Here is a 15,594-nt window from a genome sequence, read left to right on the forward strand (position 1 = left end):
CTCCCTTACACCAAATCCAATTTCTTAGCGTGGTCCAGAACTTTTTTGCCTGCATTCTGAATATCCCGCTCAAAACCGTTTTCAAATTTTTCAACGTCACTGATTGCGCTAGTTAGTGCCTTTTTACGATCGTTTAGAAGTTCGTTCATTTCTACCCGCGCCTTTCTAACTAACCTCTTTCCCTCTTTCTTTCGCAGCTGAGCAACCTCAACTTTCAATGATTTCAAATAATCAAGGAACTCAGGAATACCGCTGGCTTTAACAAAACCTGGCTTCTGCTCTTCAATTCCTCGCATATAACGCAAGGCTGACACTTTTGAAACATTCAGATCTGGCAGCTGCTCGTCAATCTTTTTAAGCACCTGCTTCAAATCTTCAGAGTTTACCTGGTCAATTTGCGTAAGCACCAGAACCAGCTTGCTTCGGTAGTTGCTATCTTGACGCATCAGCTGTTTGTATAGCTGCATTTCGCTGCGATCCAGCTCACCGGCTTTTACGTTATGGATCAGGCATAAAATGTCAGCGCTTTCCAGAGCTGCTGTCATAGCGCGGCGATCATCTTCACCGTGTACATCAGCATCCAGACCCGGCGTGTCTATCCAGGTGACACCATCATGGCTGAAATCGCTTACCGCGATGGTCTCTCGCTTATCTGCAACCTTAAATATTTCCTGGCCAATCAAAGCGTTCAACAAAGTACTTTTGCCATGATTGTACTTACCAAATACCGCTATTTTTGGTTGCTCTGCCGCGTTTATTAATACCGAAATCCGACGTATATTGGCCTTAGAGCTTGGAAGCATAGCTTCTAACTCGCCAAACATCTCACTTGACATTTCATCCCAGCTTACATTTTTCAGAGTCATAGCTTCACTCTCCAATCCAGCGGTAAACCTGCCGCTTCCTGCAATTGATTGCATACTTGAACATTGCTGCGGTAATACTCTTCCAGTGTCATTCTGTCGCTGGCGAATACCTGATAGCCCTCATCGACGCGACAGGCTACCGGCCGGCTGTCGTACACAGTACAACCAACATTCGGCTTATAATAAATACAAACCCCGTCACCACGGTGGTAATTTTTTAACATCTCCACCTTGCCTATGTTTTGGCAACAAAGACCACAGCGCGTGCAGGGAAAGCTCATAGGTGAATTAAAGCCTCACCCTGAATAAACAGTGACAAAATGCTCTTTGCCCATTCTTTGTAAACAATCGCAAGATTTGGATTTAAACCAAAGCGTTCGACTATTTCGTTAATTGTTATCTCTTCAGCGCTGTGGAGCTGCCCATCGGAAAACACGAGCGCCATTAACTCCAGAAGCGCAATTTTTTTGTGACCGTCGTCTTCAAACACCTCTAAAACATCATCCAGATCAAAATTATCAGGATCGTATTCCACGTCATCAATCTGCATCTCCATGCAGTATTTATCGATGATGACTCTCTCTTCCTTACTAAAATCCTCGTCAATATTAGCAACATGATGAGCGAGCGTCAGGAATGCCTGTTTTTCCTTAAGCGTTAATCTATTTAAAAACATCGTGATTTCCTCCGGTTATTTAAACTTTCCATTCTGGATATCATTGCCCTGAGCGCTAAATACTTCCCAAGCCACCCCATAATCCCCTTCCCTATCCGGCTTAAAGAACGGCGCTTTATACTCCACCGTTCGCTCGGTCGGCCCGCCGGGGAGGGTGTCGTCCATATAGGTTTTGTAAACGCTGCCTTCTTGCAGGTGCTGGATGTCTTCCCAGCCGAGGGCGGTGTTTTGTTGTTGGTTTTCGGGGGCGTTTACGCGGTAGTGGGTGCCTTCGCTGAGTTCTTTTTTGCTGGCTTTTCGGGGCAGGCCTACGCCTACCAGGCCTTTGCTGGGGGTGAAGACAATACGGCCGTTCTGGTCGTAGAAAGTTTCCGCTTCGTACTGGCGCATCACCGGGAACTGCACGCGATAAATGGTGAGCAGCTCTTCCAGCGTCAAGCCCAAGGCTTGGGCCACCAGCACGTCTATCTCCACCAATGCCTGACGGCGGGCGTAGTCATTGCGCAGGGAATTATGCCGCTGCCATGCTGGAGTCAGCTTAGTAAAAAAGTCCCGCGGCAGAGCGGTATCGGGCACGGACTCGGCGCAGGCCCACTGCTGCTGGCGGAAACTGTCCTCCCAGTTGGATTGCCAGAGGTCGGTGTAGTGGTTGGTGAGGCAATACAGCATTAATCCTCTAAATCTAATACGTCCATCACTAATGAGTGGCATCAGCCGTAATACTGATTCGTAGAGATCACCTTTTCCCGTTGTTTTCAACCAAAAATCAAAAATCAGTGACACACACGTGGTTCCGAAGTCCAACAATGCTTTTTGATCTTTAAAAGTCGTTGAGATAACTGGATGAATATGCGCTACACCTTTGGGAGCAACCATCCCCAGTAAGGTTCTCTCACCTGACTGGCTGAGCTGTCTTCTACAAAATAACCGATAATACTCCGTCACCAACTTAGGTTCGGTTTCGCCCTCTTCCACCCAAGACACACGGGGGGTGCGATCGCGGTAGGTAGCGGAATCACAGGCGGGCATGTAGTTGCTGCGCGGCAGGTAGTCGTCCGGCAGGGTTTGCAGGTCGAGGTTGTCGTAGGCCCTGTGAGTTTCACAAACACGTTTGGGCGTCTGGAACATCGGATTGCCAACAAAGAAGTGAGGACCGGAGAGGACCCACTGCTGCGGGCTATCCGGAAAACGGGTTTCCCGTTTGATGGTGCCATCCCGCTGGGCATAGGTCTCATCGAACATGACCGTGGAATAATATTGACCCTTCAGATCCCCCAATCGTCGGGGCTGGGCAGCAAATTTTTCCAGCACCGCGATCAACTGACGGGCGTGGAGCGCCGGTAAGCGGGCGGCCAAAGGGTCGGTACCGGCCTCGTCATAAAGCTGGGCAAACAACGCCAGTTCCTTTTCACCAACGTCAATAACTCGATCAGGATGGCCGACCACATTCCACTCATCCCGCTCATTTTTGATTCCGCCGACCAAACAACCACTAACAACCCCCTCGTAACAACCATCTACCGTTGAGGTTACAAATAGATTAGCAATATTGTTGAAGCCCACTTTTTCTCCACGAGCACCATAAATATTGACACTGAATTTGTTCCTATTACCAATAGGGAAAAGGCCTTTTTCATTCTGAAACTGGAAATGGGCCCGCAACCTCGTATACACCTCCCGCCGGAATCCCCCGCCCTTAGGATCGTCATAGATACCTTCAGGATGAAGAAAGCCGCTGACCCCCTGAGTATTCATATGGGCCCAGGCCACCGGTAAAAAACATTTGTACAGATTGGTCTGCACCCCTTTCAGCTGCGGGTAGTTCTGGGTGGCGTTAAGGAAAGCCTGCGCCCCCTCCGCTTCGGCCAGTTCGGTAAACCAAGCCTGCTCCAGTTGCGGATTGCGAGTAAAGGCGGCCTCCCGCTCTTGGGTCAGCTTGGTGGCGCTGAGCTTGTGCAGTACAAAGCTGGGATTGTAATCGCCCAGCACCCCGCCCTCCTGCCATTCCACCTTACGCCACGGCGGGTTACCCAAGGTGATATCAAAGCCACCACGGCGGGCAAAGATGTCGGCAAAGGCCAGCTCCCAGTGAAAAAAACGGAACTGTTGCGCGAGCTGGTTCGCTAGGTTCAGGGTATTGAAAAACGGATTTTTAAACAGTTTTTCTAAGTTCAGCTCACCGCGCTGGTTGCTCACCTCGCGGGCGGCTTGGGTTTCGGCGCGCAGGGTTGGCTGGGGGGCCTCAGCGGCAAACAGATCGTCAATAGGCTTGGCAAACAAGTCGCTACCTGTCTCTGCTGTCTCTACTGTCTGTTCAGATGCAGGCTCTGATACCGGTGATGCCCCTAACAGGCTCTCCTGTTCTGGGGCAAAATCGAAGGTGCCGGCACTGTTAAGAATGGTATTCAGGTCAAACAGCCATTTCTGCCGATCGGGTAATTGATCCACCTTGTCCAACGGCCAAAACCAGAGGGCGCACCAGTAATCCATGGCCAATTTCAGGCGTCGATAGGGCGAGGCGATACGGGCGTGGGTGTTAAAAATGCCGCCGGTGCGGATGTCGTCTTTTTCCCGCGTACTGGAGTAGTGTTCCTCCACCGCCGGCTGTCCCCACAGGCTGTGATCATCTTCGGTGCGGGCACGGTCATGGGCCAGCATCTGGGTATGTTCACGCCACAAACGATCGACGGCATCACTCAAGCCTTGCAGAATCTGGATTTCACTGTCATCCAGTGGCGCACAAAACTTATTTTTCCACGCTTTAATCGCGTTAAAAGCATCGGGGCGCAACTGTTTGGCGGTTTTGTCTTTGTAGCCCACCATGCCGGTGTCAGGCAGTAAGAAGTGGTAGATTTCGTCTGCCTTACGGCCGCCGTTAGCGGGATCAAGCAGCGTTTCCGGTGACAAACGCCGCGGGGCTTTGTTATACCACAGTCCCTCTTTGGCTTGTTTTTTCAAGGCGCTGGCCGGATACACCTCACGGCGGGCACCGGTGAGGCTGTTACCACTGAAGAGTTGATAGCCAAACCAAGGGACGTTATGGCCACCACTCAGGGCGTTGAGCCAGAGGGAGACTTCAGCCAGCTCGACGGCGATGGGGTTAAGATCCACCCCATAGACATTGTGGTCGGCGATGTGCATCTTCACCCGCTGCAATTCGTGCTGGTAATCCTCATGGGGGATGCGCTGGCCTAACTCCTGCTGTTTACGGGTGAGGTAAGCTTCGGCCAGTTGGTTAACCGCTTCGTTCAAGAAGGCGGCGCTGCCCATGGCGGGTTCGCACACCGTTAAGCCAAGTATCTCATCGGCGCTGACGTTATCGGTTAAGCGCTCTTTTAAGGTGTATTTCACCAAGCTTTTAGTGAGCACCTCGGGGGTGTAATAACTGGCGGACTTTTCCCGATCTCGCCCCGCCATGCGGTAGATAAATTTACCTTTGGGGTGCAAACGCAAACTCAGCTTGCCGTCGACGTTGTCATACACCCGCTCTTTATCGTCGAACTGATCCAGCTGGCTCTGGCTGACAAAGTAACCGGTATCGAGTTCATCCGGAGTGATATTTTTCCCTTTGGGGGCGACTTCGTAGAGATCGTCGGTGGCGAAAAATCCACGGTAACTCAGCAGAGCTTCATACACTGCGCCTAATTGGTTGATACCCAATTGGGTGTAACTTACCCGCCCGCGCCGTTTTTTACCTGTCGCTGGCCGCGTGAGCGACATGCTTTGAATCACCTGTTGCAGGGTCTCGTTACTGAACACGACCCGGTTGAGCAACGGCGTCTGAGCTGGGTCGAACAGATGGCTATCGAGCCCTTTCATGGTGAAGGTGCTGGCGGCCCCTGCCCGGGTATGATCCGCCTGATGGCTGCCTTCGCGGCCGCTATAGATCAAACCGAACATGCGTTGCAGACTATCGTGGAAATATCGGCCACGACGGCTCTCATCGGTGGTCAGACGCACACTTTCGAGATCACGCAGGCTATCGAGGCTATAACCCTGACGCCAGGTTTCATCGTTGGGTAAGTAACCGAGTTCTGGCCGTGCCTCAATGTAAAACAGAAACAGCGTGCGATACATATAACGCAGGCACTCTTTAGAGAGCTGATCGGGGTCGAGGGCGTTGCTGCCACTGAAGATCCCCTCTTTACGTTCGCGGGCCTGAGCGATCAACTGTTCGGCCGCTTCATTACCGAGTAACTCAATCGCTTGCCGCAGGGCGTATTTCAGGTCATCCGACACGGCAAAGGCGTGTTTGTGGCTGTTTTCATCCAAACTATCGAGACGACACTGGCCCTGCTTACCCGCTTCATCTTGGGGCGCGAGGCTTTCCCGATGCAGTAGCACCGCGGTGGCTTTGAGGGTTTTATCATCACGACGACCCAGAATCTCTTCCCAATCAAACCGTAGCATACGGTTTTGCGACCATTTGTAACGGTCGATCAGAATGCCCTGACGGTCGGATAACAACAGCACCCAACGGGGTGGATTATCCTGCTGAAAAACCGCGTCATTGAGAATGCTATACCAAGCGGTGTTTTTGAGTTTGTCGTGGTGCGGGCCTGGGCCAACAAATTGATGGCTATGTAGCGGGAGCGACAGTGGATCTTCACCATCATTGTGTTTATCCAGTGCCCCCAGTACCCAGAGTTGATCGCCCAAGGCCGACAGCACTGGCAGTTCGACATTGGGTGCGATTTCACGATTCTCTGGCTGATAGGGGATGCCTAATACGGCGGTCAGCTCTTTAAAAAACTCCCGCTGCAAACGAATACGTTCGTCGGCATGGCGCTCGGTCTTAAGCTTATGACGCAGACCGAAGTAGCTCTGATTGAGATTGCGCAAGGCGCGATGGGGTTGCTGCGGCTGGGCTTCCCACGCTTTGATGGTCTCGGCAAAATCCCCCTGAAACACTTCCGACAGATAGTGGGCGCTAAAAAATTCGTTCTCATTGGTTAAACCAATAAAGGTGGCGACAGTATCCTGAACGGCCATCTGGTGCTACTCCTTTGCCCTACCCGGGCTGCTTAGTCGTTTTCCCGGGTAAACACGGCGATGATCTGGATGAAGGGGACCGGCTCAATCGTGAGGGTGTCCCGCACCCAGTTTTCGTAGTCGTTAAAGACCCGTTCGATACGGCTCAGGCGCTCTTCTTTCTTGGCGGCCTTGAAATGCTCGGCCTGGGCTGAGCCTTCCAGCTGAAGATTTAACTGCTGGACCTGCCGGCCTTTCAGGGCTTCTAGTTCCTGGAGCTGCTGCGCCAATTCAGTTTGTTTTGCGGAAGTGTATGCCTGCTGGTGTTGCTGCATTTCGGCCTTCGCAGCCTCAATCACCGGACTCCGCGAAGCCTCCAGCTCTGATAGATTAATGGGCTGAGCACGGTTCGGCAGCTTGGTGTTCAACTGCAGCCGCTGAAGCCATTCTTCGCCCTTCTGGAACTCAACCACCGAACCGCTCTTGCAACGGATGGCGAACCATTGCCAAATGACTGGGTGAGCCTTTCGGTTAGGAATAAGCCCGCTAACAAGAAAAACAGCCTCACCCGGTTGAAGGGTGCCACTCACCTGCGGTGAATCCGGTAATGCCAGTACCGGCGCGCTGTGGCGAGCCACCTGGGCCAGCAGTTTGTCCTCCAGCCATTGAATGGTTGGGTGTTGGGGCCACAGATAATGAAGCTTGGGCCAGGCGTTTTCATCCTGGCGGCTACGGCGGATTTCATCTTCAAAACGCTGTTTGTCGGCGGTGAGCACCATGCTGCCGCTATCTGAGTTGATTTCTGGCGGTAAAAAGCGAAAACGGTATTCCAGATCGTCCGGCGGCGTAAGGGTGATGGTTTGATGTTCCTGGTTAACGGTAAAGCTCACCTGCCTGCGCTCGCGGTTAATCGCTTCCAGTGCTTGGCGGGCAAACTCAAAATCACTGGGGAACAGGCTGTAGCGCTCTACGGTTTGCGCCTCCACTTCTTGTTCAGGTTTAGGTTGTGATGCCTCGGGGTTGAGGAACATGGCCAGTAAGTCATCGCCTTCGTTGCTGTCGTCTGGCTGGTACTGCTCATCAAACGCTTTTGCATCGGTGCCGCTGGCCATGGCATCTGCCGTGAGACTTTCTTCGGCTTCCGGATCATGGACTTTCATGAATGTAGCGGGATCGCCAATGTTCTTGTATGCCTGCTCGTCCTTCTCTTTCAGAATTTCGAGAATCCGCTGATCACCCTTCACCGTGGGATTGTCGCTGCGGTTAATCAGATAGGTGATGATTGGCGTTTCTGTCTGGCCATAACGATCCACCCGGCCGTTGCGTTGCTGGAACACCATGAGCGACCAGGGCAAATCAAAATGCACCAATCGGTGCGACAGGTAATGCAGGTTGATACCTTCGCTGGCGACATCAGAGCAAAGCAGCACCCGCAGTTTGCTTTCCTGTTTACCGAAGGCTTCGACGATTTCCTGCTGCTCGATATCGCTCATGCCACCGTGCAGAATTTGTACAGTTTGGTCTTTCAGCTTGAGGTCGCCCATCATCTGGCTCTGCAGCCAGTTCAGGGTTTCAATGCGCTCGCTGAAGATGACCAGGCGGTCTTCGGTATCGGTTTTTTTCCAGCCAAAATCTTTGCTGTTCAGCAGCTTCAACAGTTCCTGATATTTATTGAAGTGAGCCGCACCCACATTGCGGAGGGACAGCAACAGACTGTTTAGGGCTTCAATCTCCTGATGCTCGTCTTCGCTGGTTTCCTCTTTGTTTTCCAGCTTTTTAATGCGTTGCTCGACAGACACCTGGGCAGCTGCCGGGGAGCTGAAGATGGACTTCTGGAGGCCGATCCGCACCAGCTGGCCATTGCGCTCGGCATTATGTTCACCACGGTAAGTGAACGGCACATCCAGCAAGGCCTGGTAAGCCGCCTCTTCTTCCGGAGAGGCATCCAGGTAGATGTCGTTCACGACCCGCTCTTTGAATTCCTGTTGCACCTGATCACGGATATCCTTCTTGAACCGGCGGATGACCAGGCCTTTGTCACGGAAGTCTTCTTTCGCGTAGTCGTCCGGATCGGAAATGGCCGTGGGGTCCAGCATGTTCATCAGGCTGGCAAAGCTGCGCGCCTTGCCGTCGTGGGGCGTTGCGGAGAGCATGATTAACGTATCTGAACGGCCGGCCAGCAGTTGTGCCAGTTTCGCTCGCTGGGAGCTGCTACCGCGTTCAGCCACGTTGTGGGCTTCATCGATAACGATGATGTCCCAGTAGGCCTGCTCCAGATGGCGACGGTATTCGTTGTCTTGCTTTAGGGTGTCGATGGAGATGATCGACTTATCAAAGTAGTAAAACGGATTGTGGTTGCCGGGGATGTTGTTACGCACCCGCTGCAGGCCTTGGGAATCTAACCGGGTAAGCGGAATGGTAAAGCGGTTCCACATTTCCTTCTGGAACTGGGTCATCATGCTTTTGAGGGTAAGCACGAGAATGCGCTTGCCCTTGCCACGGCGCATTAGCTCCGTCATCAAAATACCGGCTTCCAGCGTTTTACCCAGGCCCACAGCATCGGCAATCAAAATACGCTGACGATTTTGTTTAAGCGCTTGCAAGGCAGGATCCAACTGGTAAGGAACCGGATCCATAGCAGCCTTGTGGCCCAGGTGAATGCTCTGGTCTGCAGGGGTGATCTGGCGTAACTGGGTTTCGATGAACAGACGGCTTTTTTCAAAGCCGGGGCTCATGTCTTGTTCGAAGCGGGTTTCGGCTGGGTCTAATACGCGAATGGCACCCGCGGCTTCTTCCAACTGGGTCAGAAACTGGGCGCTTTTGCCGCTCACCAGTTCAGACAGACCATCTACGGTGAGGATATAACCGCCATCGTCACAGGGGTCTGCACGGCGAACGATCCATTCACAATCCCGTACTACAACGCGCGCACCTGGTGCGTAGAGTGCTTCCATTCCTGGCCCCTGAGAGATTCCGCGGCGACTGTTTTTCGTTCTGACGGGATACTAACTAGAGGCCCCGACATCCTGTGTCGCTTTATATGGAATTACATTTTGTTTATGAATAGGATGATGCGGCAGATTGATGTAAAGGGAAAGGGAGGGGCTGTAAAATCTTGTTATTTAACTGTTTGATTTTTTTGGTTGTTTGCATAAGTGAACTAATTGCGTGCTTGGTGGTCGTTGTTGGTTTTAGAGAGGCCCTTCTCAGGGCCTCTCTACTTACCTTAGATATGACCTGCTGTAACTCTAATCATATTCGTGTTCTCGCAAACTGCATTGCACTCATTAACCGACGACTAGCTTCAAACGTGTCTACAAAACGTACCGCCAGAGAGTGGTCCAGTTCATCCACAGCCTCTTTGAGTGCTAGGGCCGGGGTATGGAGGTCCCAAAAAGGATGTACGATCACAAACGCCTCGTGTGATTCCGGGTTGCTCTTATCGATTACCGCAGGCAGGTTGATGCGCCCAATGGATATCAAACTGCAATGATCTGGATTCAGGCGGCGGATGTTCTCAGCCGCCATTTCTGCTTGGCTGCGCCAATCCTCTAGTTCTGGATAGCGATGGAATTCCCCATCGAGTCCCGCTTTGTATGCCGGGTCAAGCATAGCCCGAAGAAAGCCAATGCCAAGTCGCCAGTCGAGTAAGCCGTGATAGCCCCGGTTACCGTACCGTTGGATACAACGATAACAGGACCGGATACATTCCTCTTTGTGAGTGAGCTCGAAGAAAGCCCCAGTCATCGCATCGTTGGAATTGTCGATCATAGAACGGATTAACTCGACAACGAGCGGTTCAGGCCCTTTACCTGCTTTAGCCAATCGACGGCAAAACCCTGCTCCGTTTACCAAGGTATCCGCAATTTGTAGGTATGGCTTCCCATCGCGTAATCTTGGTTCAAGCGGCTCAAACTCTTCAGGTGCAATATCCATCGCCAAAGACGCTCTTTGCACGAGCATATGGGTTGCACTTAATGCAGCGGCTCTCAGGCTAGTCCCTGACTGCTTTCTTGGCCCAATACGACCCATTGAAAGCCCACTGCCAATACTAAGCATACCTACACTGATCGCATCGGTTCGCTTACTGGAGAAAAGTCTGACTTGCGCCGGGGCCGGTCCTTCTGGCTGCTCAATCCAGTGTTCGCGGCTTTTCGCTTTCTCCGCGAGAATGGCTTGATTGGGCAGCTCGGCGATAGATCTGAACCCCTTCACTGGTACGTACACTCGGCTCTGTGCCCGGGTAACGATTTCATAGCTTTCAGGCTCTCCCCCTACTGCAATCGGGCCGCGATTACGCCTTATCACATAGGCCTCCGTTCCGCTTGCAACGGAGAGGTTGGTATCCCTGACAACAGTCGTTTCCATAGGCTTTATGATTGCGCCAGTCTCACGCCTTACCATGCTTCTAGGTGGCTCTGTGCCATCAGAAGTTCTCGGTATGAAGTCTGTACGAAATGCGGCTGGTGAGAAATAAAGTTCAACATTTTCAGCGGGAATGTTTTCACCGCAATCATTGCAACTCAGGTTTTTTGGCTCGCTGTCACCGGCCGTTCGATTCAATGCGCCACAGTTTGGGCAATCGGCAATGCCTGCTTTATCTGACCACCAGCTTTCATTGGGCGAAGGCACAACCTTGGGGCCGCCCTTTGACCGTTGCACATAACCTAACTGATCTGTAAACCCGATGCTTTCATGGAGTCTTTTGTCACGAACGACTACTTGGCCGGGTGCAAACTCATAGATCGCAACGTCGATTTCTCTGTCGACCAAATCCCACTCAACGCGTTCCTGCCCAGCGGATTTAAGCCCGAGGTACATAGGGCGAACCCTTGTTGGCATACCGAACATAGGCAACAAACCGCTTTCCGCAAGGAACTGAGCCAACCCGATATCTCTTCGCGCACCTTCAGCCTTCAAGTCCATTATTTCTTTTATAATGAGTTTGGGTTGCATGTACTCACTCAAAGCTTCGCTTCTTCCCGGTATACCAGCCCCCAGTACACTACATATCTCGTCAGATACATGGATCGTTTGTATTAGCGCTGCCTCCAAACGCACTGGCCAGCCACTGTTCTGCTCATAAAAATTTCTTGCCGGAAGATACTCACCATGGATATCTGGGGGCGCCTGATCTCCAGGAAACTCTGCCCCATCCTCCTGGCGCAGGAGCTCAAAGGCTTTAGTCAGCCACGCCTTACGTACCAGCCGTAGAGCTATGTCTATATGATCCTGAGTGAGGAAAGGTGGCGGTGGTGCATCGCCGGTAATTGCCTCTGGGTGGCGAAAGTAGTGCATGTCGTGACTTCGTCCACGGCACAGTGTCATGGCCAAGGAAAAGGCTTGCTTACGACGCCCGGCCCGGCCAACGCGCTGCTGATAATTGAATCTCTGGGGGGGCATATTCGCCTGGTAGACCGCTTGGAGCGAACCAATATCGATACCCACTTCCATTGTTGTGGTAACCGAGAGCAGGTCTATTTCCTCAGCAAGCCGCTTAAGGCTGCCCACCTCTTCATCCAGGAATATCCCCTGAAAGCGACGCAGTCGATCCGCGGGCGAACTGGTCTGACCTGTCAGCTCTTCGCACCGAAGCCTGAATGAAGACTGCTCATCTGCAAGCGCTTTTTCCAATCGCAAAGAAATGTAATTCCGGCGGCGTAAATCATCTGCAGTAAGATTAGGGTTTTTAGACAGGCCATCATGGCAGCGCGTACAAACACCCGTCCCACGATGCAGGTGCGCCCTGCCACAGGTTTGGCATTCAAACACCGGCGCATCCGGTTTAACTAGGCGAACTCGCAGTTTTTCAAGTCTAATAATTCCACCTTTATGGCCAAGATTTTCGAGTTTTCCTAAAATCCCGGTCATACGTGGGCCATCCACTGCGGACGCTTTCATGAATTCCTTCACGCGACGACTACTAACAGAGTGTCCATCAACCCATTCTTTGATGTCATCTTCACGAACCCACTTATTCGCCATTACGCGGTAGCTATCGGCTAAAACGCGGAGGAATGCATCAAGCTCGTCTGCTTCAGCCTCAGCTCCTGCGCCTTCACCAACCTCGACGCAGGGATAGCCAAGCCCGGTTTCCTCCAGCGCGAAGTAGTTCCGTGAAAACAGCACATCTTCGATTAGCGTTCTTTGGGCCTTACCGACTTCACCACGAGCCGCGTTGATATCAAGCGGATCAAGGTCTGTGTTCCAATGAATTGAATCTTCTTGCCTCTTGAAGAGTTCAGGCCAATCAAACTTAGTTCGCTTTCCGTCAGCGCCTGCTATCTTTTCTACACCTGTTTCATCTGTCGGGTGAACACCAATATTGATCATTCCCTGTAGAAGCGGATAAGTGTTGGTACCGCTCCTTGGTGTATCTAAACCCACACTCTCGAGGACATACTCCAGCAGAATTCGATCGCTATCCCCCTGTTTTCTTGCCTGCTTTATTAGTGTCCCTAGCTCATCTATCAGTTCATCATCATCGTTATCCACTGCTATTCTTCGACGTTTCTTCAGTGCAGCAAGATCCTCTGCCGGTTGAGCCGCTTTTTGTAATGCATCTACCAAAACCTTACGCCGGGTGTCGTTGTGATGATGCCTTTCTATATCAATAGCTGTTTTCGCCGCATCTTGCCGACTGTCAGAAAACGCAACAACTTTGGGAGCGTTGCCCGAGCGCTTCAAAAGCTCAAGAACCTCGGTAGCCAGAAGCTGAGAAGTTTTAGCGAAACCGGTTCTGAAACTTCGAATTGGTGAACGACGGTACTGATCACTCCTCCTGAAATAATCAGCACCGCATGCCGGACAGCAGTTTGGGGCTGCAGTTTTTGGGGCCTTGGTATCTCTTTTGCCGCCCTTTATGATTGAAAAAGCGCTTCCACTTATAGCTCCTAAACCACCCTTAGGCGCAGAGCCGCGGCGCAGCTGCCCATTTTTGGTATCTAGCCACCTTGGCTCCCAGCTTTCAGCTTCATTCTCTCCCTTCCTCGGATCCATATGGGACGGCCAGAAAAGAACGAACTCCTCATGACTAAGATCCTCAAAGCTCCGGCCTGCACCAGACTCAGGAAGCGTCTCAAGCTCCTGAGTCTGAGGGAGGAGCTCTATCGGTGGGTTTGGCCCGCGATGGCCTCCATGCCCTCTTAAGCCTCCAATAAACTCCGAATGACAGCCTTCACAGTGAAACAACTCAAACAGTCGTTGGGCTCCCTGATCCGTCTCGACGTGACTGGCGCCCCGCTCTATCGTCAAGCCTTCGTATTGCAGCCCTTGCTCTGCCATTAGTGGAGTTGCAAACAGCCCCTCCAAACTTCGCAGAAAAAGGTGCTCACGAAATGCGATGCTCTCAGACCCCGCCTCATCCCCAAGACCTCTGATGAGAGTCAAACCACGTATCGCCGTTATCGCATCTGGATCGCCAAAGATTTTCCGGGCTAATTGAGATATAGCTCTAGCCTTGATATCGCCGCTGTCATCAGCGCAGCCATACGTAAGCATGGCTGCCGCCTCATCTACGATATTTACCAATAAAGCATTAGCAGATAGCCCCAGCGCCTCACCGCATATGGCTATAAGTTGATCAAGTTCTGGATCTTTTCTGGGTTGATAATCGAGCTTTCCGATGTATTCACCGCTCGGAGTGAGATGCTTAGTCAGTGCCTCGAAGGGAGCAGGTAAAACCGGTCCTGATGCGGAAGGCTGAGGTAAGGACACCTCACCCGTTACCACTGAAGCGGCCCAATCGTCTGGATTAGAGAACCCTTTGCTTGAGACGTTTATAAAACTGCCAAAGGGACCAAAAAAATCATACAAATACTGCAGGCTTGCCGGCCTCTCATCGCCCTCTATTGGTAGTGAGGCACTCGAAGCCAGGATTCGTAATTTGTGACGAAGTTCAGGGCGATCCAGGCCGAGTCGATTAATAAAAACTCGAATTAAAGACGAAACTTCGGAGCCAGTAGAACCACGTATCAAATGGAGCTCATCGAGAACTAGGAAAAAATAGGCCTCTGGATCGGTTTCCAGCCATTGTCGCGTCTGCTCAAAAATTGGCGTATCAACTTCGCGTGAGAGCATGGCATTTAGCATCGAAACGTTTGTCACTAGTAGGTCAGGTGGTGTCTCTTGCATATCCCACCGGGTGATCAATTCAGCCCCTTCCGGTGACGGAAAAAGGTACCGGGTTGGGTCTGGAGATTCCCCTAAAATAGCATCGAACCGTCGTGCCTTGTCCTGATCTTCGGCAAGGCTATGCAGTGCTGTGCGCATCCGCTCCAAGCGCCCTTTTGCGCTTTTTATCTCCTGCTCATCACGACGTCTGGGGTGTTTCACATAGCCCGGTACTGGACTAGCACTGGTGTATCGACCGAAAAATATCCGATTACCATTAGCTCGTTGATTCAAAACCGTTTCAGCTTCGGGAGAATCGAGCATTTTCCGTAACCGAACCATCTGATCTTCAACTAAGGCATTCATTGGATAAAGTAACAACGCTCTTACTGCCTTAGGGCGAGAATGCGACTCCTCTTTTCTATGGGGAGTAAAAGCACCACCATCTTTCCACCAATGGGTGTCAAGGTAACCAGGCCACGGTGCTGGCCAGCGAGTCGCCTCTGCCATAAGCTCGGCAAGTATTGGGAGAAGAAAAGCTTCTGTTTTCCCTGATCCAGTGCCCGAAGTCACTATACCGGGATGCCCGGGCATCAAGCCCCGGCGGAGCATGTCCATTTGATGCTGGTAGGGTTTAAATAGGCTGCTTCGCTTCAGGTCGCCTTCTGATTGTTTGCCTGGGAACAGGCCAGAAAGGATCATCTCTATGATGGCTTGGCGTTCCTCTTTCGAAAAGCGAGAAAGAGGATTCTCATCAGACTCCTGATCAAGCAAGCACTCCATTGAGTTCTCTGCTTGCCGATAACGCACAACAGGTTCAAGGAAAGGCTCTGGCATCAGGGTCCCCGGTTGGGTCAGAAGCCTCATCCGCTCTTGCCGCAAGTCGTCGCGCCTGAGTCGATAAACCGTATCCAAATAGGAAAGATAAAGTTCCTGAATATCTTTATATGCACCTATGGGGTCTATCAT

Annotated in this window: 5 protein-coding genes; all 5 read right to left on the minus strand. The window is 51.8% G+C overall.

Annotated elements, in window-relative coordinates; translation table 11 throughout:
• Positions 1-5 precede the first annotated feature (5 nt).
• Positions 6-920: a GTP-binding protein gene (locus CPA50_RS08265; RefSeq protein WP_096781922.1), complete on the minus strand. Its 915-nt coding sequence runs from the start codon at positions 918-920 to the stop codon at positions 6-8.
• A gap of 223 nt (positions 921-1,143) precedes the next feature.
• Positions 1,144-1,542, minus strand: coding sequence for a TerB family tellurite resistance protein (locus CPA50_RS08275; RefSeq protein ID WP_096781924.1), 399 nt, complete (start codon positions 1,540-1,542; stop codon positions 1,144-1,146).
• Positions 1,543-1,557: 15 nt separating this feature from the next.
• Positions 1,558-6,534 (minus strand): class I SAM-dependent DNA methyltransferase, encoded by a 4,977-nt coding sequence (locus CPA50_RS08280; RefSeq protein ID WP_096781925.1) that lies wholly within the window; start codon positions 6,532-6,534, stop codon positions 1,558-1,560.
• A 32-nt stretch (positions 6,535-6,566) separates the two neighbouring features.
• On the minus strand, positions 6,567-9,467 hold the full coding sequence (locus tag CPA50_RS08285; RefSeq protein WP_096781926.1) for a DEAD/DEAH box helicase: 2,901 nt from the start codon (positions 9,465-9,467) through the stop codon (positions 6,567-6,569).
• A 298-nt stretch (positions 9,468-9,765) separates the two neighbouring features.
• The gene (locus CPA50_RS08290) at positions 9,766-15,594 is read right to left on the minus strand and encodes a DEAD/DEAH box helicase (RefSeq protein ID WP_096781927.1); all 5,829 of its coding nucleotides are present in this window, start codon (positions 15,592-15,594) and stop codon (positions 9,766-9,768) included.

It is taken from the genome of Marinobacter sp. ANT_B65 (assembly GCF_002407605.1).
Lineage (GTDB): Bacteria > Pseudomonadota > Gammaproteobacteria > Pseudomonadales > Oleiphilaceae > Marinobacter.

What these genes read in the sequence shown, in the direction of transcription:
- CPA50_RS08275 (WP_096781924.1), bottom strand. Translation starts at nt 1,542, where the DNA reads ATGTTTTTAAATAGATTAACGCTTAAGGAAAAACAGGCATTCCTGACG.
- CPA50_RS08290 (WP_096781927.1), bottom strand. Translation starts at nt 15,594, where the DNA reads ATGATAGACCCCATAGGTGCATATAAAGATATTCAGGAACTTTATCTT.
- CPA50_RS08285 (WP_096781926.1), bottom strand. Translation starts at nt 9,467, where the DNA reads ATGGAAGCACTCTACGCACCAGGTGCGCGCGTTGTAGTACGGGATTGT.
- CPA50_RS08265 (WP_096781922.1), bottom strand. Translation starts at nt 920, where the DNA reads ATGCAATCAATTGCAGGAAGCGGCAGGTTTACCGCTGGATTGGAGAGT.
- CPA50_RS08280 (WP_096781925.1), bottom strand. Translation starts at nt 6,534, where the DNA reads ATGGCCGTTCAGGATACTGTCGCCACCTTTATTGGTTTAACCAATGAG.